This is a genomic window from Xanthomonas sp. NCPPB 3761 (genome assembly GCF_041475705.2).
In the GTDB taxonomy this organism is placed as follows: domain Bacteria; phylum Pseudomonadota; class Gammaproteobacteria; order Xanthomonadales; family Xanthomonadaceae; genus Xanthomonas; species Xanthomonas phaseoli.
Map to the genome: position 1 here is coordinate 4,517,751 of NZ_CM191262.1, position 22,240 is coordinate 4,539,990.

Annotated in this window: 21 protein-coding genes; 7 read left to right on the plus strand and 14 right to left on the minus strand. The window is 67.8% G+C overall.

Annotated features, from left to right (window positions below):
• Positions 1-3: 3 nt before the first annotated feature.
• Positions 4-3,324 carry an ankyrin repeat domain-containing protein gene (locus ACCQ00_RS19750; protein WP_039572122.1) on the minus strand — a complete coding sequence of 1,107 codons (3,321 nt, stop codon included), beginning with the start codon at positions 3,322-3,324 and terminating at the stop codon, positions 4-6.
• On the minus strand, positions 3,317-3,577 hold the full coding sequence (locus tag ACCQ00_RS19755) for a YcgL domain-containing protein (RefSeq protein WP_017156303.1): 261 nt from the start codon (positions 3,575-3,577) through the stop codon (positions 3,317-3,319). Before ACCQ00_RS19755 ends, ACCQ00_RS19750 begins: the two co-directional genes overlap by 8 nt.
• Before the next feature lie 219 nt (positions 3,578-3,796).
• On the opposite strand from ACCQ00_RS19755, the gene ACCQ00_RS19760 reads away from it, so the two are divergent.
• The 4 genes from ACCQ00_RS19760 to ACCQ00_RS19775 are packed head-to-tail and all read left to right on the plus strand — an operon-like array spanning position 3,797 to position 8,206.
• A complete protein-coding gene (locus ACCQ00_RS19760; protein WP_039572120.1) occupies positions 3,797-4,996 on the plus strand; it encodes a beta-ketoacyl-[acyl-carrier-protein] synthase family protein in 1,200 nt (399 codons plus the stop codon).
• Positions 4,996-5,769: a beta-ketoacyl synthase chain length factor gene (locus ACCQ00_RS19765; RefSeq protein WP_039572118.1), complete on the plus strand. Its 774-nt coding sequence runs from the start codon at positions 4,996-4,998 to the stop codon at positions 5,767-5,769. Before ACCQ00_RS19760 ends, ACCQ00_RS19765 begins: the two co-directional genes overlap by 1 nt.
• Entirely contained in the window at positions 5,766-6,587 is an 822-nt protein-coding gene (locus ACCQ00_RS19770; RefSeq protein ID WP_039572116.1) for a glycosyltransferase family 2 protein, read from the plus strand. The genes ACCQ00_RS19765 and ACCQ00_RS19770 overlap by 4 nt, the downstream gene beginning before the upstream one ends.
• Entirely contained in the window at positions 6,584-8,206 is a 1,623-nt protein-coding gene (locus ACCQ00_RS19775) for an NAD(P)/FAD-dependent oxidoreductase (RefSeq protein ID WP_039572115.1), read from the plus strand. Before ACCQ00_RS19770 ends, ACCQ00_RS19775 begins: the two co-directional genes overlap by 4 nt.
• Positions 8,207-8,929: 723 nt before the next feature.
• Here the strand turns inward: ACCQ00_RS19775 and fabG are convergent.
• Positions 8,930-9,661: a 3-oxoacyl-ACP reductase FabG gene (gene fabG / locus ACCQ00_RS19780; protein WP_039572113.1), complete on the minus strand. Its 732-nt coding sequence runs from the start codon at positions 9,659-9,661 to the stop codon at positions 8,930-8,932.
• Positions 9,662-9,867: 206 nt separating this feature from the next.
• On the opposite strand from fabG, the gene ACCQ00_RS19785 reads away from it, so the two are divergent.
• On the plus strand, positions 9,868-10,407 hold the full coding sequence (locus tag ACCQ00_RS19785; protein ID WP_039572111.1) for a hypothetical protein: 540 nt from the start codon (positions 9,868-9,870) through the stop codon (positions 10,405-10,407).
• A gap of 9 nt (positions 10,408-10,416) precedes the next feature.
• Here ACCQ00_RS19785 and ACCQ00_RS19790 read toward each other — a convergent pair whose 3' ends face one another.
• The 10 genes from ACCQ00_RS19790 to xanC form a co-directional block, all read right to left on the minus strand.
• Positions 10,417-10,848: a hotdog family protein gene (locus tag ACCQ00_RS19790; protein WP_039572107.1), complete on the minus strand. Its 432-nt coding sequence runs from the start codon at positions 10,846-10,848 to the stop codon at positions 10,417-10,419.
• The gene (locus ACCQ00_RS19795; RefSeq protein ID WP_046830549.1) at positions 10,835-13,201 is read right to left on the minus strand and encodes an MMPL family transporter; all 2,367 of its coding nucleotides are present in this window, start codon (positions 13,199-13,201) and stop codon (positions 10,835-10,837) included. The genes ACCQ00_RS19790 and ACCQ00_RS19795 overlap by 14 nt, the downstream gene beginning before the upstream one ends.
• Entirely contained in the window at positions 13,191-13,418 is a 228-nt protein-coding gene (locus ACCQ00_RS19800; RefSeq protein WP_046833587.1) for a hypothetical protein, read from the minus strand. The genes ACCQ00_RS19795 and ACCQ00_RS19800 overlap by 11 nt, the downstream gene beginning before the upstream one ends.
• Positions 13,408-13,689, minus strand: coding sequence for a hypothetical protein (locus tag ACCQ00_RS19805; RefSeq protein ID WP_046736131.1), 282 nt, complete (start codon positions 13,687-13,689; stop codon positions 13,408-13,410). The genes ACCQ00_RS19800 and ACCQ00_RS19805 overlap by 11 nt, the downstream gene beginning before the upstream one ends.
• Before the next feature lie 84 nt (positions 13,690-13,773).
• The gene (locus tag ACCQ00_RS19810) at positions 13,774-14,421 is read right to left on the minus strand and encodes a LolA-related protein (RefSeq protein ID WP_039569487.1); all 648 of its coding nucleotides are present in this window, start codon (positions 14,419-14,421) and stop codon (positions 13,774-13,776) included.
• On the minus strand, positions 14,345-15,319 hold the full coding sequence (locus ACCQ00_RS19815; protein ID WP_017156312.1) for a lysophospholipid acyltransferase family protein: 975 nt from the start codon (positions 15,317-15,319) through the stop codon (positions 14,345-14,347). Before ACCQ00_RS19815 ends, ACCQ00_RS19810 begins: the two co-directional genes overlap by 77 nt.
• A complete protein-coding gene (locus tag ACCQ00_RS19820; protein ID WP_039569492.1) occupies positions 15,316-15,603 on the minus strand; it encodes an ApeI family dehydratase in 288 nt (95 codons plus the stop codon). The genes ACCQ00_RS19815 and ACCQ00_RS19820 overlap by 4 nt, the downstream gene beginning before the upstream one ends.
• A gap of 11 nt (positions 15,604-15,614) precedes the next feature.
• Positions 15,615-16,364, minus strand: coding sequence for a lysophospholipid acyltransferase family protein (locus ACCQ00_RS19825; RefSeq protein WP_039569494.1), 750 nt, complete (start codon positions 16,362-16,364; stop codon positions 15,615-15,617).
• 53 nt (positions 16,365-16,417) lie between these two features.
• Positions 16,418-17,101 carry a COG4648 family protein gene (locus tag ACCQ00_RS19830; protein WP_162292279.1) on the minus strand — a complete coding sequence of 228 codons (684 nt, stop codon included), beginning with the start codon at positions 17,099-17,101 and terminating at the stop codon, positions 16,418-16,420.
• Between the two features lie 37 nt (positions 17,102-17,138).
• Entirely contained in the window at positions 17,139-17,408 is a 270-nt protein-coding gene (xanC, locus tag ACCQ00_RS19835) for a xanthomonadin biosynthesis acyl carrier protein XanC (RefSeq protein ID WP_005914783.1), read from the minus strand.
• Between the two features lie 304 nt (positions 17,409-17,712).
• Between xanC and ACCQ00_RS19840 the strand changes: the two genes are divergently transcribed.
• Together ACCQ00_RS19840 and ACCQ00_RS19845 are read left to right on the plus strand one after the other, a co-directional pair.
• Positions 17,713-19,062 carry an NAD(P)/FAD-dependent oxidoreductase gene (locus ACCQ00_RS19840; protein ID WP_039569499.1) on the plus strand — a complete coding sequence of 450 codons (1,350 nt, stop codon included), beginning with the start codon at positions 17,713-17,715 and terminating at the stop codon, positions 19,060-19,062.
• Positions 19,059-20,066, plus strand: a complete 1,008-nt coding sequence (locus ACCQ00_RS19845) for a chorismate transformation FkbO/Hyg5 family protein (protein ID WP_017156317.1) — start codon at positions 19,059-19,061, stop codon at positions 20,064-20,066. The genes ACCQ00_RS19840 and ACCQ00_RS19845 overlap by 4 nt, the downstream gene beginning before the upstream one ends.
• 334 nt (positions 20,067-20,400) lie before the next feature.
• Here the strand turns inward: ACCQ00_RS19845 and ACCQ00_RS19850 are convergent, their stop codons facing one another.
• Positions 20,401-21,744 carry an AMP-binding protein gene (locus ACCQ00_RS19850; protein ID WP_039569501.1) on the minus strand — a complete coding sequence of 448 codons (1,344 nt, stop codon included), beginning with the start codon at positions 21,742-21,744 and terminating at the stop codon, positions 20,401-20,403.
• Positions 21,745-22,240 lie beyond the last annotated feature (496 nt).

Sequence of the window (22,240 nt, forward strand, 5' to 3'; positions counted from 1 at the left end):
GGCTCAGCGGCCTTCGCGCAGGAAGCGCGCCATCGAGGAGACGCCCGGCAGCGCCGGTTCGAACTGGCCGGCCACGTCGATGAAGCCGCGCATGATGGCGATCTCGCGCGGGGTGCGGTTGAGCGCATCGCGGCGGTCGGCATCGGCACCGGCGCGCAGCAGGCGCTGCACCAGCAGCGGCAGGCCGTGCAGTGCAGCCAGATGCAGCGGGCCGAAGCCGCGTTGGTCGGCCACATCCAGCGAGACATCTTCGTCGAGCAGGCGTTCGACGCCGGCCAGCACCACCTGCTCGTCGCAGGAGGTGCCCGGCTCGGCACGCGCGCCCAGCAACAGCAGCAACGGGCTGACCCGGCCACCGGCCAGGAAGTCCGGGTCGGCGCCGGCCAGCAGCAAGGTGTCCAACAGAGCCAACAGGCGGTTCTTGTCGCGCGCGGTGAAACCGTACAACGCCGCGCAATGCAACGGCGCCAGCCCCTGATTGTCGGTGGCGTGCACGTCGGCCGCGGCGGTGAGCAGGCGCGCCACGATGTCCGGCAGGCCCAGTGCGCAGGCCAGCATCAGCACGGTCACCCCGCCCGGCAGGCGGTGCTCGATCTGCGCACCGGCGTGCAGCAAGGCGGCTACGATCTCGGTCTGGCGCATGCTCACCGCCGCCGACAACGGCGTGGCGCCGCTGTTGGCCGCGCGCTGCGGATCGGCGCCGCGGCCAAGCAGGTGCATGACCACGCCAAGATGGCCACCACCGGCGGCACGCAGCAGCGCGGTGCAGCCTTGCGCGTCGACGGCATCGACGGTGAGGCCGAGATCGATCAGGCGACGCACCGCATCGGTATCGCCGGTCATCGCGGCGGCCGGCACATCCGCTTCGCGCAGCGTGCGGCGCGGCAGCGACCAGATGCGCCAGTCCAGCCAGTCGGCCAGATCGCGGCGGCCGATCGACAGCGCCACGCCCAGCGGGGTCTGCCCGTCGGCAGCGCGCGCTTCCGGCGAAGCGCCCTGCTTGACCAGCAGTTTCAGCGAGGCATCGCGGCCCAGCGCGGTGGCCAGATGCAGCGCCGTCATGCCGTGGCTGTCGCGCGCTTCGCGGTCCACGCCATGTTCCAGCAACCACTGCTGCAGGCGCAGCCAGCCCAGCCGCACCGCCAGCGACAACGGCGGATCGCCTGCGGCCGACGGCGCGAAGGGGTCGGCGCCGCGTTCGAGCAGTTCCAGCGCGAACTGTTCCAGCCCACGCGATGCCGCATCGTGCTGCACGCAGGCACTCAGCAACCGGGTCAGGCCACCTGCGCCAGCCGGCGAGACGCCATGCCGCAACAATGCCTGCAACGCCGGTACCGCCTCCACGCCGCGCGAGAGCAGCGCAAACATCGGCACATCGCCACAGGCGTCGCGCACCTCGGCGTCGGCGCCATGGCGCAGCAGCCAGTCGACCGCCTCGGCGTTCAAGGCCAGATGTGCGTCGTGCAACAGGCCGCCCAGTTCTTCCGGGGCGCATAGCCGCGCCAGCGCGACCAGGCCGTCGCGCTGGCCGAGCTGCAGGCCTTCGCGCAACAGCACCAGCGGCGGGCGATCGGGCAGCACGGCAACACCAGGCGCCTCGCCCTGCGCGTCGCTGACCGCGGCCGGCAACGGGTAAGCGGGATCGAGCAGTTGCACGATCGCCCAACGTCCGGCCTCGGCGGCCACATCCACCGCGCGACGGCCGTGCGCATCCACGCTGTCGGCAGGCACCTGCAGGTCCAGCAGGCGACGGATCAGCGCCGGCGAGACGTTGTCGGCCGCGCAGGCCAGCATCAAGGCGTTGCGGCCGTCGCCATCGATGGCCAGCACATCGGCCTTGCGCGCGACCAGGCGTTCGAGCACGGCGCTGCGTGCCTGGCGCGCGGCATCCAGCCACGGCGTGCGGCCCAGCAGATCGCGCGCTTCCAGATTCGCCCCGGCCGACAACAGCGCCTCGACGATGTCGCCGTGACCGGCCAGTGCGGCTTCGTGCAGCGCACTGCGCCGCTGGCGGTCGCGCGCGTCCACACGCGCCTTGTGCTTGAGCAGCAACTGCACGCCGGCCGGATCGTCTTCTTCGGTACCGGCTGCCGCCAGCAGCACCGGGGCGCCGCCTTCGGGCTCGGACTGTGCGCCGCGTTCCAGCAGGAATTTGGCCAGCCGCCAGTTGCCGACCTGGCAGGCCATCGCCAATGGCGAATGGCCTTCGTTGTTGAGCGCGTCGAGCTCGGCGGCGGCATCGCGCAACAGCGCGGCCACGCCCGGGTCGGAACTGCGCACGGCATGATGCAAGGGGGTGTTGCCGTCGTTGTCGCTGGCGCGCGGGTCGGCGCCATTGGCCAGCAAGGTCATCACCGCATCCGGGCGGCCGTGCCAGCTGTCGCGGGTGGCGGCCAGCAACGGGGTCATGCCGCGATGCGGTTGATTGACGTCGACGCGGCGCACGATCAACTCACGCAGCAGGCGCAGGTCCGGCAGCACCGCCGCCAGCGCCGGCAAGCTGCGCTGATCGCGCCATTCCGGCAGCGGCAGCGCCTGCGGGTCGGCACCGGCCTCGAGCAATTGCAGTGCGCGGTCCACCCGGCCACTGCGCGCGGCCTCGAAGAGTTCGGGTACCAGCTGATGCCGGGCCACCGGTTCCAGCGGGCGCGGTTCGGCGGCGGCTTCGGAGAAGAAATCGGCGGCCTGGCGCGTGTGCGGCACATCGCTGCGCATGGGTGCGGCGGTGCGTTGCAGCAGCAGATGGGCCACCGGCAGCAGCACACCGGCAGCCACCGCCAGACCCCAGCGCAGGCCGCCGGACAACCAGCCCGGCCAGGCCAGCACCACGGCCAGGGTGCACATCGCCAGCACCAGCGCGGCCGCCAGCAGGCCGCGCCAGGCATGCAATTCCTGCGCGGCCAGCGCCTGCCAGCGTGGTGCCAGCGCGCCACCGTCGCGTTCCACCTCGCCCCACAACGGCCAGGTCCGCCACAGCCCCAGCAAGGCCGCGCTGACTGCGACGCTCAGCGCCAGCGCGGCCGCCAGGCTGCCGCTGTCGCGCAGGGCGGTCAGCGGCCAGCTGATCAGCGCCGCCAGTGCCAGCAGGCCCACGCCCCAGATGGCCAGCAACGGCGGCAGCGCCTGCGCGATCGCGCGCGGCTGGCCCGGCACTGCGCGCGTCCCACGCGCCCACGACACCGCCAGCGCGAACGCCGGCTGCGCCAGCCACAGGCTCAGCGCAGCAACCACGCCGCCAAGGCCGCCGAGCAGGCAGAGCGCCACGCCAGCCGTACCGGCCAGCGCTGCGGCGCGCATCCGTGCGCCACGCACAGGCTCAGTCATGGTCGCACTCGCCGGCGAGCACGATGGTCTTGGGCAATTGCAGATAGAAGCCGTGCTTGCCCAGCGCCTCGCGCACCGTGGCCGCATCGGCCTGCGCCAACCGGCGCTCGGGCGTCAACGCCACATCCAGCACGAACGTAAATGGCGCCAGCTGCGCCTGCACGGCGGCAGGAAGACCGGAGAAATCGTCACGTGCGGCGAGATAGACGAAGGTGTCCTGCTTGCGTTGGCTTTTATAGACGTAGGCGTGCATGCGCGCGTGGTCGCGCTCTGAAGAGAGATGTGTCGCGTCGATTGTGTCGCAATTGCGGCGATGGCGAAAGCGCGGCCTGTGCGAAAAATCCCAGCCGCGTCAGCCACATGACGGTGACGTTCAGTTGCGCCGTCCACGGGACCCACGCGCGCCATCGATATACTGACCGCACTTTTTGACAGCCAGACCATCGTGAGCCAAGCGCAGCATTCGTCCCAGATGGCCCCGGTTGCCGTCACCGCGTTCACTTCCACCACCGCGCTCGGTGCCGGGCTTGCCGCCCAGGCCGCCGCGTTGACCGCCCGACGCAGCGGCCTGCGTCGCAACGATTTCGGCCCGCAACCGCTGCTGCCGTGCTGGGTTGGCCGCGTCGATGGCGTTGAAGACGTTGTACTGCCCGATTCCCTGCAAGCGTGGGATTGCCGCAACAACCGCCTGGCCTGGCTGGCCCTGCAGCAGGACGGGATGGCGCAGGCCGTGCAGGCCGCTGCGCAGCGCTACGGCGCCGAGCGGGTGGCGGTGATCATCGGCACCTCCACCTCCAGCATCGGCGCCAGCGAAGAAGCCTATACGCGGCTGGTCGACGACGCCGACGGCGCGCGCTTCCCCGAGGATCTGAATCGCCCGATCGTGCACACCCCGCATTCGCTGGGCGACTTCGTGCAGCACGCCACCGGCCTGCGTGGCCCGTGCGCCACCGTGGCCACGGCCTGTTCGTCCAGCGCCAAGGTGTTCGCCCAGGCGGCGCGGCTGATGGAGGCCGGCGTGATCGACGCGGCGCTGGTCGGCGGTGTGGACACCTTGTGCGGCAGCGTGCTGTTCGGCTTCAACTCGCTGCAGGTGGTGGCGCCGGAGATGTGCCAGCCATTCGATGCACGCCGGGTCGGCCTGAGCCTGGGCGAGGCCGGCGGCTTTGCGCTGCTCGAACGCCCGGCCGCCGCACCGGATGCCGCGCTGTGGCTGTACGGCTACGGGGAGTCCAGCGATGCCCACCACATGTCGGCGCCGCACCCACAAGGGCTGGGCGCACAGCTGGCGATGCGCGGTGCGCTCGACCGCGCCGGTCTGGAGCCGGCCGCAGTGGGTTATCTGAACCTGCACGGCACCGCCACGCCGGCCAACGACAGCGTGGAAGCCGCCGCAGTGGCTGCGATCTTCCCCGGCACCTTGCACGCCAGTTCGACCAAGGCCTGGACCGGCCACACCCTGGGCGCGGCCGGCATCGTCGAATCGGTGATCGCCCTGCTCGCGCTGCGCGACGACGTGCTGCCCGGCACGCTCAACAGCGACATCCCCGACCCGGCCTGTGGCCCGCAAATCCGCTTCGACAACGCCCATGCCCGCATCGACTACGCCATGAACAACTCCTTCGGTTTTGGCGGCAACAACTGTTCGCTGCTGTTCGGGCGGGCCCGCTGATGCTGACCGCGACCATCGAAGGGATCGGCTTCTGGACCCAGGGCCTGCCCAGCTGGGAAGCTGCCGGCGCCTTCGCGCGCGGCGGCGCGCTGCAGGACACTCCCGCCCGCCCGGCGCCGCAGCTGCTGGCTGCCAACGAACGCCGGCGTGCGCCGGACACGGTGGCGGTGTCGCTGGACGCTGCGTTGGCCGCCTGTAGCGCCGCAGGCCGCGACCCGGCCAGCCTGCCGTCGATCTTTACCTCGACCTACGGCGACCTGGCCATCTCCGACTACATGTGCACCACGCTGGCCAGCGATCCGTTGGCGATTTCGCCAACCAAGTTCCACAACTCGGTGCATAACGCCGCCGCCGGCTACTGGACCATCGGCGCCGGTGCGATGACCCCGGCCACGGCGATGAGCGCCGGCCTGGGCAGCTTCGCGCAGGGCTTGCTGGAGGCGCTGGTGCAACGCGCTGCCGGCGCGCAGGCCGTGCTGCTGGCCAGCTACGACGCCCGCTCGGTCGGGCCGCTCGGGCGCGTCGCCCCCAGCCAGGGGCTGCTGGGTAGCGCGCTGGTGCTGGGCACGCCCGGCCAGGCCGGCAAGCCGCAGCTGCAGGCACATCTGGACGACGGCGCGCCCTCGCCCGGCGACGGCGCGCTGGCGCGCCACATCGCCGGCAATGCCATGGCGCCGATGCTGCCGCTGCTGGACCTGTTGGCCGGCGATGGCGGCAGCGTGGCGTTGTATGCCGCGCCGGGCCGGGTGCTGCGCGTGGAGGTCCGGCAATGAGCCGGCAACCGCTGAGCCGGGAGGACACCGCCATCCTGGTGCCGGCCTTGAACGAGGCGCTGCGCATCCGCGAAGTGGTCACCGACGCGCTGGCCTATTGCGCGCACGTCATCGTGATCGACGACGGCTCTGACGACGGCACCGCCGAGTGCATCGCCGGCATGCCGGTCACGCTGATCCGTCACCCGCAGCGCATGGGCAAGGGCGCGGCACTGCGCAGTGGCTTTGCCGAAGCACAGCGGCTTGGCATGCGCGCGGTGATGACCATGGACGGCGACGGCCAGCACAAGGCGGCCGATTTCCCGCGCCTGCTGGCTGCCGCCAACCGCCACCCGGGCTGCGTGATCATCGGTGCGCGCATGCGCAAGCGCGCCACCCAGCCCACCATCCGCCGCATCGGCAACGATTTCGGCGACTGGGGCATTGCCTGGGGGTGCGGCTTCCGCCTGATCGACAGCCAAAGCGGCCAACGGCTGTATCCGGCCTCGGTGTTCACCCTGCCAAACGTGCCCGGCGAGGGCTTCGTGTTCGAAGCGCAGCTGCTGATTTCGGCCGCACGCCAGGCTGGCGCACGCGTGGTCGCCGTGCCGATCGAGACCCGCTACGCCGGCACCTCGCCGGGCACCTTCCGCAAGAGCCACTTCCGGCTGGTGCGCGACCTGTGGAATATCACCTCGCACGTGGTCAAACAGGTGTGGGCATACGGCCATGTGTGGCGCGAATATCGCCGCGTACGCGCCAACCCGGTGATCGTTGACGATCCCGACGGCGAATTTGCTACTGTCCCCGCGGTCACCAAGAGCAACCACTCCTCATGAATGCACAGCGCGCCGATGTCGTGATCACCGGAGGTGGCCTGGCCGGGCTGAGCCTGGCCCTGCAACTGAAGCAGCGCGATCCGGAGCTTGCCATCACCGTGCTGGAACGGCGCGCGCATCCGGTCCGCGAGGCCGCGTTCAAGGTCGGCGAATCCACGGTGGAAATCGGCGCGCATTATTTCGCCGACGTGCTGGGCCTGCGCGAGCATCTGGAAACCGAGCAGATCCGCAAGTTCGGGTTCCGGTTCTTCTTCTCCGACAAGCGCGAAGACATCGACCGCTGCACCGAACTGGGCGTGAGCAAGATCCTGCCCACGCCGTCGTGGCAGATCGACCGCGGCCGCTTCGAAAATTTTCTGGGCGAACGTGCACGCGCGCAGGGCATCGCTTTCATCGACAGCTGCAGCGTCAAGGGCGTGGACCTGTCCGAAGACGACACCGACCACGCCGTGCGCTTCGAACGCGACGGCACGCCAGGCACGCTGGCTGCACGCTGGGTGGTGGATGCCAGTGGCCGTGCCGGCCTGCTCAAGCGCAAGCTCGGCCTGGCGCAGGACAACGAGCACAACGCCAATGCAGTGTGGTGGCGCGTGGAAGGCCTGATCGACCCCAACGGCTGGTCGCAGGACAGCAACTGGCTGCAACGCTGCACGCCGCCGGACCGCTGGCGTTCGACCAATCACATGTGCGGGCCGGGCTACTGGTTCTGGCTGATTCCACTGTCGTCGGGAGCGCATTCGCTGGGCATCGTCTGCGATGCAGACCTGCATCCGCTGGAGAGCATGAACACCCACGAGAAGGCGATGACCTGGCTGCGCACGCATCAGCCGCAGGTGGCCGCCACGCTCGACCAGGCCGACTACCGGCTGCAGGACTTCCTGTTCCTGCGCAACTTCTCGTATGGCTGCAAGCAGGTGTTCTCGTCGCAGCGCTGGGCACTGACCGGCGAAGCGGGCGTGTTCCTGGACCCGTTCTATTCGCCAGGCAGCGACTTCATCGCCATCTCCAACACTTACATCTGTGAATTGATCGGCCGCGACCGCGCCGGCAAGTCGCTCAGCCCGTACGTGGAGCTGTACCAGCAGCTGTATTTCTCGTTCTACGAAAACACGCTGACGCTGTATCAGGATCAGTACGCGCTGTTCGGCGACGAGCAGGTCATGCCGGTCAAGGTGATCTGGGATTACACCTACTACTGGTCGTTGCTGGCGCCGCTGTTCTGCAGCGGGCGCATCGCCCATCTCAGCTTGCTCTCGCGCATGAAGAACGACTTCCTGCACGCGCGCGACATGAACCTGGCAATGCAGCAGGTGCTGCATGCATGGGGCGTGCGCAATACCGCCCAGGGCATCGCCGCCGGCAGCGGACGGCTGCTGGACCAATACCTGATCGGCTGGTTCAACGAACTCAATGGCGCCTTGAACGACACGCTCGACGATGATGCGTTTGTCGCGCGCATCCACGGCAATGTCGCGCAGATGGCAGTGCTGGCGCGCGAGATCCTGCAACAGGCACGCCAACGCTACCCCGACCTGCCCGACCACGGCCTGGATGCGCTCACGGCCGATGCCAGCGGCGAGGCGATTCTTACGGCGCCGTGGTATGCCGACGCGGCGTGAGGCTGTCGAACGCGCCAACCCTGGCGCTTTTCCCTAGAAACGCATGTTCTTGAGCGGCACGTGCTTCACGCAGGCGCGCTCTGATCATGAAGAGAAGAGGAGTCCGGCGGCCGAGCCGGCATGCCTTGCTCGCAGTCGTGCATACCGACACTTTCGACTGGTCCTCGCCGGCCCACCGCAGCGCGACCTGACGCGGCATCGACACCACGGGAGAGCTACAGGGACATAGTGGCAGCCTGTCCCGCCATGATGGGCAAGCAAGAACCAGCAGCAAACGCACGGCGTCGAGCGCGCGGTGCCCTCACCGCTCGCGGGACACGCCGTAAACCCGTCCATGGGGGACCGTTGGCGGCATCCATGCCGCCAACGGTCCCGCAATCGGCAAGGACACCGCACCAACAATTGGCTGGTGGTTGTGTTGAAGAGCGAGGACACCGCGTCGCGCGGTTTGATGCTCGCTTGTTGAAACCTGCGCGCACCAACCATCCCAACTGGTCCTTGCCCGCTCACCGTCGCGGGACCTTTGGCGGCATGGATGCCGCCAAAGAGCTTACAAGGACGTACTTGCAGCGTGTCCCGCGATGGTGAGCGGGCAAGGGCCCTGCAGCAACTCAAAGCTTCGAGTACATGGTGCTCTCAACTGCCAGCCTGGCCGTGTGCTGATAGCGACCCCAAAGCAGGCCACGCCCGACTGGCACTGCGCACTCGTTTTGTTGGTCGTCCTCAGCCCATCCCACCATTGACGCCAATCACTTGGCCATTGATGTAACCGGCCAGTTCCGAGCACAGAAAGGCGACCAGCGCGGCCACTTCATCGGGTTTGCCGACGCGGCCGGCCGGCACCAATTGCTTGATCACCTCCGGCGCAAAACTGTCGCCGACCATGTCGCTTTCGATCACGCCCGGCGCGACCACATTCACTGCAATGCCGCGGCTGGCCATTTCGCGCGAAAGCGACTTGCTGGCGCCGTGCAACGCCGCCTTTGCGGCGGCGTAGTTGGTCTGCCCGCGATTGCCCAGCACGGCCGCCACCGACGACACGCTGACGATGCGGCCCCAACGCGTGCGCGCCATCGGCAGCAGCAAGGGCTGGGTGACGTTGAAAAAACCGTGCAGCGACACGTCGATGACGCGGTGCCACTGCTCGGCATTCATGCCTGCCATCGGCGCGTCGTCATGGATGCCGGCATTGTTGACCACGATCTGGATCGGGCCAGCTTCCAGCAAACGCTCCAGCGCCGCCGCACTTGCCTGCGCGTCGGCCACATCGAAGGCCACTGCCTGTGCGCTGCCGCCATCGGCCACGATCGCGGCAACCACCTCGTCCGCACGCGTCAGGTTGCGGTTGGCGTGCACGATCACATGCCGGCCCTGCGCAGCCAGGTGCCGGCAGATCGCACCGCCAAGATCGCCGCTGCCGCCGGTAACCAGTGCGCGTCGTGCAGCTGAGTTCATAAGCCACGAACCATATGAGCAGGGAAGGAGCGTTATCGTAGACCAACCCGCCTGCGCGCAGACAGACACGTGCATCGAAGCAAGCGGCGGTGGCGCATTTTCTCGACTAGGCCGCACATCGGACAGTGGGCGCTTGAGCGCCATCGCGTCGGATTGCTAGCGTTTGGACATGCGCGATCGTGCGCGGCGACAAGGAGCGGCACCACATGAGCGCAGTGACCCTGATCGAACTGGGCAAGCAGGGCGAGGGTGCGATGAACGCGTGGCTGCAGTTACATGGCTTCAGTTATGTGGCCATCTGCCAGGCGCCGGAGACCTTCGCGCCGTTGTTCGGCACAGCGGTCAAACGGCCGGATTTCCTGCTGCTGCTGGAGTCGATCGGCTTGATCGCCATCGACGTCAAGAACCGCAACAGGTACAAGAACACCTGCTACAGCCTGCCCTATGAGGATGAACTCAGACGCGCGGTGGCGTTCGAGCGGCTGTTCCGCATTCCGGTCTGGTACGCCTATTTCAATCGCGAAGACGCTGGCCAGTCCTTCCATTGGATCAGCGCCTTGAAGGCACTCGAAGTCGGCGAGATCAAAACGCCGCACGATGGCAGTGCGGAATTCCTGTCGATCGGTCTGGAGCATTTCGAGCATCTGCACAGCGGCGGCGACATCGCGCGGCTGTATGCGCATCGCCTGCCCGGCGTCGGCAATCTGAGCGCGCTGATCGCGGCGAAGACACCCGTCAATCCATGAGCGCAGGCCTCAGGCGGCGCCCAGCATCACGGTGGCGCGTCCTTCGGCAAGCAATTGCTCGCCGTGGGTCAGGCGAAAACTGTATTGCTGGCTGTCTTCGCCCTGCATCAACACCTGCGCCTGGCAGTCGATCGCATCCGGCAAGGTGTCCAGATACATCACGTGCAATTCCACACTACGCAGTGCGACCAGCATGCCCGGGCGTACCGGCTTGCCGGATGCGCGCCCCAGCAACCCGCCATGCACGGCCATGGCCTGCGCGCCGTATTCGCACAGATGCAGCGCGCGCAAACGCCCATTGCATCGCAACGGATGGGTACCGCTGCGGTGCGCGTGACTGCGCAGCACGATGCGCTGCGCATCCCACTCGATCACCTCTTCCCACAGGCACATGCTGCCCTGGTGCGGAATCAGCGCGGCGATTGCGTCACGTCCGTGCATGCGGCTCTCCGTTCGCGGTGCGTTCCAGCGCCGGTTCGCGCGACACCAGCAAGGCCAGAATGAAATTGAACAACACGCCCAACGCCACCGTGCTGCCGATCGCACGCAAGACCGGGATACTGGAAGCGGCCAACAGCGCAAACACCAGCAGCGTCATCAGGCTGCAGACGATCAACGCATGCAGCGTACGCAGCTGGTCGGCGTGATCGTCGCCGGCGTGATCGAAGAACAGCGCGTAATCCAGGCCCAGACCGGCGGCCAGGATCAGCGCGATCAGATGGAACAGATTGAGCTCCACCCCGGTGCCGCGCAGGATCGCCAGGATCAGCACCGTGGTCAGCGCCATCGGCAGCAGCACCCGCACGATGCGGCGCGGGCTGCGCAATGCAATCGCCACGGCCACTGCCAGCAGCAATGCGGCAAGGAACAGCGCACCGAGCACGCGTCCGCGGTAGGCAGCCACCAACGATTCGGAGGCGTCCTTCAGATCCAGCAATTGCGCGCCGCTGCCTTGCACGGCGGCCGCCAACACCGCCGGATCGCGCAGGCCGGTCAACGACACCAGCGCGGTGCTGCGATCGCCACGGCCGAGCAGCAGGCCACCGACCGAGGTCGCCAGCGGCGAGCCGCTCAGATCCTTCGGCAGCAGCGGTGCGGCACGCTTGGCGGCATCCAGATCCTGCAGGAACGGCGCAAACGCATCGCTGCGGAACGGCGTGGTGGCCACGGCACGCTCGGTCAACGCGCGCGCCTGCGCGGCGTCGGGCAATGCGGCCTGTCGCGCACGCTGGGTCTTGGCACTGGGCAGATAGCGTGCCGCCATGTCGTAACCGAGCAACGCACCATCGCGCACCAGCGCGTCCAGCCGTGGACGCAACTGCTCGCTGGCCTGCAATGCCGCCTCATCGCTGGCTGCCGGCAGCGCCAGCACGTAACGCACATCCGGCGCGCCCAGTTCCTGACGCAGATGGGTGTCCTGCGCCAAGGCCTTGGGCGGCACCGGGGTCAGCTTGGACAGATCGTTCTGCCAGAATTGCCCCGGCGCGAACACGATCACCGCCATGCCGATCACGGCCATCACCGCCAGGCTGATGCGCGGCCTAGGCAGGCGCGCAATGCCGCGCCACAGCACCGCCAGCAGGCGCGAGTCCGCGTAGTCGCGCGGGGCCGGGTCGATCAAGGCCGGCAACAACCAGCGCGTGGTGACCGCGGCGGTGGCAAGACCGGCGATGGTGAACACCGCCAGTTGCCGCAGCCCGTCAACGCCGGAAAACAGGAAGGTCACATAGGCGATGCAGGTGGAGACCACGCCGGTGGCCAGCGTCGGCCACAGATGCCGTGCGTTCTCGCGCGGATCCAGACCGGGGCGCTGATGACTGAACAGGTGGATCGGGTAATCCTGCACCACGCCGATCAGCGTGAAGCCGAATGCCACGGTGATGCCATGCACGCCGTCGAACAGCAGCGCCACTGCACCCAGGCCGGCCAGACCGGCGCTGGCCAGCGGCAGCACGCCAAGCACCGGAATCTTCCAGCTGCGGTAGGCGACCAGCAGCAGCAGCACCAGGCCCACCGTATCCAGCGTGCCGATCCACTGCGCCTCGCCCTGCGTGCGCGCGGTGATTTCCACGGCGAATGCGCCCGGCCCGGTCAGCGTCAGCCGGGTGGCGGTGCCTTTGCTGACCTTCGCGAACGCCGCTTGCACGGCGTCGTAGGCCAGTTGCTGGCCGGTGGGGTCGAAGCCTGCCGCGCGGGTCTGCACGATCAACAGTGCCGACGTGCCGGCGCGATCGAACCACACGTCATTGCGCGTGCGCGGCATCGCTGCCGGCTGCAGGGTTTCGGCCAGATGCAGGATTTCCATCGTGGGGTCGCGCGGCAGCAATGGCTCCACCATGGCCGCCGCCGGCGAGCCCAGATCCTGCACGCGCGCCTGCAACGCCGCTTCCAGCGTCGGCGCGTCGAGCGGGGTCTTGTCGAAGCTGTCGCTGAGCAGATAGCGGTACGGCAGCAAGCGCTTGGGAATCGCCTCCAACCCGGCATTGCCGCCATTGCTGACCAGTTCGAACAGCTCCGGCTGCGCGGACAGCGCTTGGTGCAGTTGCTGCGACTGCTCGGCCAAGGTGACCGGATCGTTGTTGGACAACGCCATCAACAGCAGCCGCGATCCAGGGCCTTCGCCAAGTTCTTCGATCAGCAATTTTTGCGCCGGCGTGCGCGGGGCGGGCATGAACTTGCGCAGATCGCCGGTGACCTTGAGCGTTTCGCTCAACCAGAATCCGGCCACCGCCAGCAACGCCAGCCACAGCAGCGCCAGGCCGATGCGGCGGTTTGCGTTCAATTCAAGCGCCATGGAATGGATGTCCTGCGGCAGCGGCCGAACGCACACCGGCCGCGCGCGCGGCATCGGGCTGCAACGACGCGTCGTTTTTGCTGAGGGCGGGCATGAACTTGCGCAGATCGCCAGTGACCTTGAGCGTTTCGCTCAACCAGAATCCGGCCACCGCCAGCAACGCCAGCCACAGCAGCGCCAGGCCGATGCGGCGGTTTGCGTTCAATTCAAGCGCCATGGAATGGATGTCCTGCGGCAGCGGCCGAACGCTCACCGGCCGCGCGCGCGGCATCGGGCTGCAACGACGCGTCGTTTTTGCTGAGGGCGGGCATGAACTTGCGCAGATCGCCAGTGACCTTGAGCGTCTCGCTCAACCAGAATCCGGCCACCGCCAGCAACGCCAGCCACAGCAGCGCCAGGCCGATGCGGCGGTTTGCGTTCAATTCAAGCGCCATGGAATGGATGTCCTGCGGCAGCGGCCGAACGCACACCGGCCGCGCGCGCGGCATCGGGCGTTATCGGCGATGTGCGCTTTTCCGCGGCGAATGCTGTGATGTTTCTGGAGACGACCGGCGCAACCATCCAGCGCGCGGTCACGCGCCCGAACCGTGGCAGAGCGTGGTCAGCGCGGCAGCATCGGTCACGCCGGCAGCCGCGCGCGCGGCACTGCCCAGCAGCGTGCGCTGCATGTCGCCCTTGGCGGGCACGCTTTCGATACACCGCAGTTCGTCGTTGCGTCCGTACAGCCGCAACGCGTGCACCTGCTTGGCCACGGCAGCGTCCTTGGGCTGCAGCGTGAGTTGCCAGGCCTGCGGCTGGCCCTGGCCACTCACACTGTAGTGCTGTTCCAGCAGCGCGCGGTCGCCGGACAGCAACGCGCCGAAGCCGGACTTCAAGCCGGCCAGCTCGGGCACGCGGCTCAACGAGAAACGGCGTGGCGATTTGCCTTCGCGTTCCAGCACGCCTTCGTCGCCGGTCAGCGTGGTGGTTTCGTGGTACGGCGCACTGACCTCGCGCACCAGCGTCTGCGCGTCCGGGCGGCGGTAGTGGCCTTCCACGCGCAATGGCGTCTTCAGCAAGGCCGAGCCGCGCAATTCGACGAATTCGGTGCTGACCGGTGCGGGGCGCGCCAGGCGCTGCAGCACCTGCCCGACGTCCAGCGTCTCAGGCGGTGCGGCGCATAGCGGTGCGGCGCTGAACAGCAGTATCAGCATCCACGGCAGGGTGCGGCACATCGGCATGGTGGGTGTTCCAGAAATCGTAGAAGTTGAACCAGTTGTACGGCGCGTAGCAGGTGTAATGTTCCAGCCTGGCAGCGTAATCGCGCATGAGTACCGCAAGCACCGGGGCGCGCTGACGACGCGGCACGTCCAATCCTTCGCTGAAGGTTTCGAACGCCAGCTCGTAGTGATTGCCGCCGTGATACAGGCCGAACGCCAGCACCACCGGCACCTTGAGCGCAGCGGCGATCAGCCACGGCGAAGTCGGGAACATCGCATTGCGACCAAGGAACATCGCCGGCAGCGCCGGGTCGCCTTCGCGCGGGCGATCGATCAGCAGCGCCACCAGCGCACCGGCATCGGTGGCTTCCTTGATCGCCATGACGATCGAGGTCGCGTCCATGCCGGCATCGATGATGTTGGCGGCCAGCTGCGGGTTGAGCGCCCCCAGCAGGTCGGTCATGGCGCGGTTGTGCGCCTTGTCCAGCACCACCTTGACCTGCACGTCCGGGCGCTCGGTAGCCAGCACGCGCAGCGCATCGAAGCTGCCCAGGTGCGAGCCGAAGATCAGCACGCCGCGGCCGCGATCCATTTGCGTGTGCAGTTGATCCAGGCCGGTGATGTCCACGCGGAAGCGCTGCATCTGCCCGCACAGCATGTACACCCGGTCCAGGATGGTCGAGGCGAAGGTATGGATGTGCCGCGCCACATCGCGCAGCGTGGCCGGGCGGCCCAGCACCCGCCCCAGATAGGCACGCGAGGCGGCGCGCTCTGGGCCACGCACCAGCAGGAAGTACAGCGTGATCGGGTACAGCAGCGCACGCCCCACCGCACGTCCGGCGTGCCGGGCGATGCCGCGAATCAGCCACAACGCAAAGCGCCCGCCACCTTCCGGACGCTGTTTCCAGTGCTTGCTCATGCCGCTGCCTCGGCCACCAGTTCGCCGCTGACCAGCAACGCCTCGTCGCGTTGCACGCGGAAGCGCCAGCGCGGGCCATCGCCCTCCAGCGTGACCGAGGCGGTCTGGCCGGGCAGCAAGGGCTGCACGAATTTCACCTGCGGCAGGCGCATGGCCGCGCGCGGACCATGCAGGGCTTCCACCGCCTGCAGCACATGGTCGAGCACGACCACGCCAGGCACCACGGGACGGCCCGGGAAATGTCCGGGCAGGCAGGGATGATCATGCGGCACAACGAAATCCATAAGCGCAGAACTCAGATCCTGGGTTGAAGCATTGCAGCCACGGCCTTGTGTGCCTGCTCGGTCAATTGTTGGCGATCGGGCGCATCCGGCCCGGTCACCGCGATCGGCGCACCGATCCGCACGCGGATGATGCCCGGCCTCACCCTGAACAGGCCATCGACCGGCAAGACCTTGCCACAGCCATCCAGCGCCACCGGAACCACCTGCACGCCAGCATCGATAGCGGCCTGCAGTAGCCCAGCCTTGAATGGCAATAATGCGCCGGTGCGGCTGCGGGTGCCTTCGGGAAACAGACACAACTGTTTGCCCTCGCGCAGCAGTGCGGCAGCCTGGCGCCGCACCAATGCCCCTGCCCTGCGACTGTCGCGGTCCAGAAACAGCATGCCGGCGGCGCGCGCATACCAGTTCACGAACGGCACCTTGCGCATTTCCTGCTTGAGCAAAAAGCGCAGCGGCACCGGCAAGGCATGGAACAGCGCACAGATGTCGATGATCGACTGGTGGTTGCTCACGAACAGATAGTTCTTGGACCAATCCACCCGCTCGCGTCCTTCCACGATGACGGTGGCGCCCGCACCACGGAACAGCACCGGCGCCCACATCCAGCTGCCCATGCGCAGCAGGCGGTCGGCATCGCGGGTGATCGCCAGCTCCACCAATGCATAGACGATGCCGCCAGCGGTAAAGGCCAGCGTGAACGCCAATTGCAACAGGTTGAACACAGCCCACGCCAGGCGCGACGGCATCCTTGCCAACGGCATTTTTGTCTTGTCCCCGAAAATATGCACGTCCGTCGCTGCCCCAGGCCACGCACTCAGCGCAGCAGATCGCGCCAGAAATCCGGCCCGAGCCGCGCCATCTGACGCAAGAAGTCTGGCAGATTACGATAGGGGCGCTGTGGAAACCAGCGACCACGCAATAGATATTCCCCAACGAAGAAGCCGCCAATCACGCCATAGGCAAGCAGATTGGCGAACAACGAGGCGCGCGCGTCGCTGATCGGCAGCGGCGAGGCATGCCCCAGCTGCGCGAGCACGCCGCTGGGCTCGGCGCACAGACCCAGCACCAGATTGGCCAGGGTCAGACCGCACAGCAGCACGGCCCAGGCCAGCGTGAGGCGGCGCGTATAGCGGCGTTGTTCGGGCGTGATCAGCATGCCGGCCTGGCCGTACAGGCCTTCAACAATGCGCGTGATCAGCGGCATGCGTCCGGCACGCAGGCTGCGCCCGAAAAACCAGGCCACCCAACCGGTAAACACCACCGGCGGCGCCGCCAGCACCAACATCGCATAGGGCGAATGCCACAGCGCACCCAGCCCGGCAAGCAGCAGCAGCGCCAACGCCCAGGCCCAGGGCCGGCGCGCAACCATCGGTTCGATCAACACCATCAGCACCAGCAAACCACCGGCGATGACGGCCAATTCCGGTCGATGACTGGCATTGGCCCAATGCGCCAACGGCGAATACGCCACCGCCAGCAGAACGCCCAGCCCCAGCACCCACGCGGGTGCGTCGGGGGATGGCGCAGTTGGCAGGTCAGACGGTCTTGTTGGCTTGGACATGCGCCGACAGTGCGCGCAGCGACGCGAAGATGCGACGGTTTTCGTCGTTGTCAGAGCGCAGCTGGAAGCCGTAGCGCTTGCTGATCGCCAGCGCCAGTTCCAGCGCGTCGATCGAGTCCAGCCCCAGCCCGGTATTGAACAACGGCGCCTCCGGATCGATGTCGGCGGGTTGGACGTCCTCCAGGTTCAGACTTTCGACCAGGAGTTCGGCCAGTTCACGTTCGGCAGCGGTTTGCGAGGACATCCAGGATTTCCACAGGTCAGGGTCGGGCAACAAGAGTGAGAACAAGCAAGCGCAGCGCGGGCGGCCATCGGCATGCACGAGCGTCGCGTCGGGCCGTAGTGTACGTTGCCGCCGCTGCCAATCCGAGCATCTGCCGCACAGCCTGGCCGGCGCCTGCGCCGGCTGCCGGTCGTTCTTCACCGATGAATCGGCGCGCCGCAAGCTGGGCGGGCCGCCGGTCAGGCTATCATGACTGCTTGACGCTCGCCCGCCGCAGGTTCGTTCCAGGATGACTTCCACCGCTGTTCGCCCCACCCCGACCGCCATGCCGGCAGCCGGGCCGGCTCCCGGACCGGAGTGTCCGGATGTCCTGATCGTCGGCGGCGGCCCGGCTGGCTGCACCGCGGCCATCGCACTTGCCGAGCTCGGTTGGTCCGTGACCCTGCTCGAGAAGGCGCAGCACCCGCGCTTTCATATCGGCGAGTCCTTGCTGCCGATGAACATGCCGATTCTGGAGCGCCTGGGCGTGCTGGAAGAGGTGCGCGCCATCGGCGTGCTGAAGCGTGGGGCAGATTTTCCCAACGACAGCGGCGGCTACAACACGTTCCGTTTCTCCCACGCGCTCGATGCCAAGGCCGATTTCGCCTTTCAGGTGCCGCGTGCGCAATTCGACCACGTGCTGTTCCAGCGTGCGCGTGCGGTGGGGGTGGATGCACGCGAGCAGGTCTGCGTGGAGCAAGTCGTGTTCGAGGGCGAACAACCGGTGCTGCAGGCACGCACGGCAGATGGTGGCGTGCAGCAGTTCCGCCCGCGCTATCTGCTCGATGCCAGCGGCCGCGACACCTTTCTGGGCAACCGCCTCAAGCTCAAACGCGCCAATGCAACGCATCAGTCGGCCGCGGTGTTCAGCCATTTCCGCGGCGTGACACGACGCCCGGGCGAGGATGCCGGCAACATCAGCATCTACCGGCATGCGCACGGCTGGATGTGGCTGATTCCGCTGCCGGACGACATCATGAGCGTGGGCGCGGTCTGCTACCCGGACTACATGAAGACCCGCAAGGGCGACAGCGAGGGCTTCTTGATGCGCACGCTGGCGCTCAACGCCGAGCTCGACGCGCGCATGCTTGGGGCCGAGCGCGTGGCACCGGTGCATGCCACCGGCAATTACGCCTACGAATGCACGCGCATGGCCGGGCCGCGCTGGTTGCTGCTGGGCGATGCCTACACCTTCGTCGACCCGATGTTTTCCTCTGGCGTGTTCCTGGCCATGCACAGCGCCGAACGCGGCGCGGCGATGGTGGATGCGGCACTGCGCGCACCGCACTCGGAGGCGAAACTGCAGCGCGAGCTGCAGCGCGAACTCACGCGCGGCGTGGATGAATTCAAGTGGTTCATCTACCGCTTCACCTCGCCCACCATGCGCGCCTTGTTCGCGCACCCGCAAAACACCTGGCAGGTGGAACAGGCAGTGGTGGCGATGCTAGCCGGCGATGTGTTCGACGCCCCCAAAGTCCGCATCCGCCTGCGCGCCTTTCGCGCCCTGTACGCACTCACCACCTTGTCGATGATGCCGCGCGCCTGGCAGTCGTGGCGCCATCGCCGACGTCAGGCCAAGCTCGGCTTCGACGGCGACACCTTGCAACGCGACACGCAACAACGAGACGCTCAATGACCGCTTCCCAGGCCCAGACCACGCACGCCGTGCGCCATCCCCGGCTGCAGGTCGACTATGTCGACCAGGCCGACCCTGCCGTGCTGCTGGCCGACCCGCAGGTGCTGGCCGTGTTCGGCTTCGGCGATGCGGCGCCGCGCCTGCACGACCCGCGCTATCTGCGCGTGCCGCTGCAGCCGTACCAGGCCAGCGTGCTGGAAGTGTGGCGCACCGATGCGCAGGTGAGCAGCGGCCGCGAGGGCAACATCGCCTGGTCCAGCGATGGGCACCTGCAGTTCGGCGTGATCGAGATCGACGAGCAGGATGTGGATATCGAAGAAGCCGCCGCCAGGGCATATGCGGAAATCACCGCCTTCGTCAGCAACGGCCAGACGCCACGGTTGCTGCGGATCTGGAATTACCTCGACGCCATCACCCTGGGGAGCGGCGATCGGGAACGTTACCGGCAATTCTGCGTGGGCCGTGCACGCGGGTTGGGCGCATTCGACACCGCGCAGTTGCCGGCCGCCACCGCCGTGGGCCGTTGCGATGCCGAGCGCATCATCCAGATCTACTGGCTGGCCGCCGCCAATGCCGGCACGCCGCTGGAGAACCCGCGCCAGGTCAGTGCCTACCACTACCCGCGTCAGTACGGCCCGCAGCCGCCCAGTTTCGCCCGTGCCATGCTGCCGCCGGCCGGCAGCGACATGCCGCTGCTGCTATCGGGCACCGCTGCGGTGGTGGGCCACGCCTCGATGCATACCGGCCAATTGCTGGCGCAGCTGGAAGAAACCTTCGCCAATTTCGATGCGCTGCTCGGCGCCGCGCGTCAGCATGCGCCTGCGTTACCCGCGCAGTTCGGCGCCGGCACGCGCCTGAAAGTCTATGTGCGCGAACACGACGACCTGCCCCGGGTTGCGCAGGCACTGGATGCGCGCTTCGGCGACGCGGTCCCGCGCCTGCTGCTACACGCGGTGATCTGCCGCGATGAGCTGGCGGTGGAGATCGATGGGGTGCATGGGTGATGCCGCTTGCCGCGGAGGCCATCTGCGGCGATCGATCGAGCAGCGCCAACGGATGGCGCGAAACGGGCTGAGGTGACGCAGGCATTGGTGCGCCGCGCATCTCTACCCTCGCATCGAATGCGCTAGCCGGTTGCCCATAAACGCCGGCACACCACTGCTACCACGCGTTGGCCTCCCACGACTGCGCCGATGCCGACCATCAAGGTGGCAACGCAGTGTGGCCTGCGTTGACCACGCCTGCCAACGCGTTTTCCGCTGTGTCTGCAGCCATTCATCGCCACGCACAATGTCACGCCCATGCGGCCTGGCTGCTGCGCGTACGCGCAGGTCACGCTCAGCCGTTGAGCAATCCCAGCACCACATCGCGCGGCAGCTTGCCGGTTTCGTTGCGTGGCAAGGCGGCGACCTTGCGCAGGCGGCGCGGCAGGAAGACCGGATCCACGCTGACGCGGAGTGCCGCCAGCACCTGGGCTTCGTCAAGCGTGGGGGCGACCACCAGCGCGGCGATGCGGCCGACCGCCTGGCCGGGCTCGGGCGCAAGTTGCACGATGGTCCCGTCGATGACACCGGGAATGGCGAGCAAGCGCCGGGTGAGATCGGCCAGCGATGCGCGTTTTCCGGCGATTTCCAGCAGGTCGGCCTGGCGGCCGCGCACCTGGAAGCGGCCGTCGTCGGCCACGTCCATCATGTCGGCCAGCAGCACCGGCGCGGCCAGATGCGGCGCGTGCACCAGCGTGCCTGCAACCTGGGTTTCCAGGCGCACGCCGGGCAAGGGTGTCCACGCCGCTTCCAGCGCCGTGCGGCGTACGGCGAACACGCAGGTTTCGGTGGAGCCGAACATCTCGCGCACCTCACCGCCGAAACGTGCTTCGGCGGCAGCGGCGATCTCCGGCGCCAGCGGCGCGGTGGCCGACACGATGCCGGCCAGCGGCGGCAGCGCCACGCCGGATTCGACCAACGCGCGCAGATGCACCGGTGTGGTCACCAAGACACGCGGCGCGGGAATATCGGCCAGTGCACGTGCCACATCGTCCGGAAAGAACGGGCGCCCTGCGTGCACCGCCAGCGTGGTCACCATCGGCAGCAGCACCGACAACTCCATGCCGTACATGTGCTGCGGCGGCACGGTGGCGACCACGTGCGGGACGGCACCGGTGTGCGCCCACAGACTTTGCAGCGCGACCAGGTCCTGGCGCGTGCTGGTCAAGAAACTGCCCCATGTCTTGGGATTGGGTTGCGGGCTACCCGTGCTGCCGGAGGTGAAACCGATCGCCACCAGCGCATCGTCGGCCAGCTGCGGGATCGGGCCTTGGGCCTGCGGCAACTCGGCCGGCAGCTGCCAGTACCGCGGCGGCGCCAGCTCCAGCGTCAGGTCGCCCAGACAATACGTATCGGGGTAACGCGCCTGCACTTCGCCCACGACCGCCGGCGCACGCGAGGACGGCAGCAGCGAGACCTGCCCGCGCAGCGCACACGCATAGAACGCCACCATGAAACGATAACGGTCTTCGCACAGATTCACCGCATGACTGCCCTCGGGCAGCTGCTGCGCCAGGCCGTGCACGTGGGCGATGAAGGTTGCCAGATCGACCGACCGCCCCGCGCGCCAGGCCAGCGGCCGGTCGGGCGCACCAACGGCCATCGGATGGGAAATAGCGGGAGCAGGCAGGCTGGACATGGAAACCGACGGTCGCAAAAGCGCGCTAGCTTGGCCGCCACCTGCGCCGCTGGCAAGTCAGGGGATTTCCTCTGCGACGCGCAAAGTTGCTCGCTACCGGCGTGGCATGTGGGCGGCCGGACCGTTTGGTGTGCGGCGCGCGCGGCGTGCGGCATCGCAATCATCGGCTCTGCACGCGGCGAGTGTTCATCAGTGCGTGGTTGCGCCAGGCGTTGCGATACGCCGACAGGCCGCAGGTGTGGAGGGCACTCGTGCGGCACCGCTGGCGCAGCTGCGTTTCCATGCGTGGTTTTCGGTGCGTTTGTCTGCGCGCGTGCCAGTCGCGCGCGTGGCTTTGCCAGTGCCGTGGAGTTGAAGGGTTCAGTTGCGCGGTCGTGTCGCGCAGCGCTGATGCCGCGCACCGCCCTCATCTGCAACTGCGTGCCTGCAGCGCTGGCTCATGGTCGCGCCCGCTCATCGCGCGCTGGCAGGTGTGACCGGGCGCTGCATGCAGCCA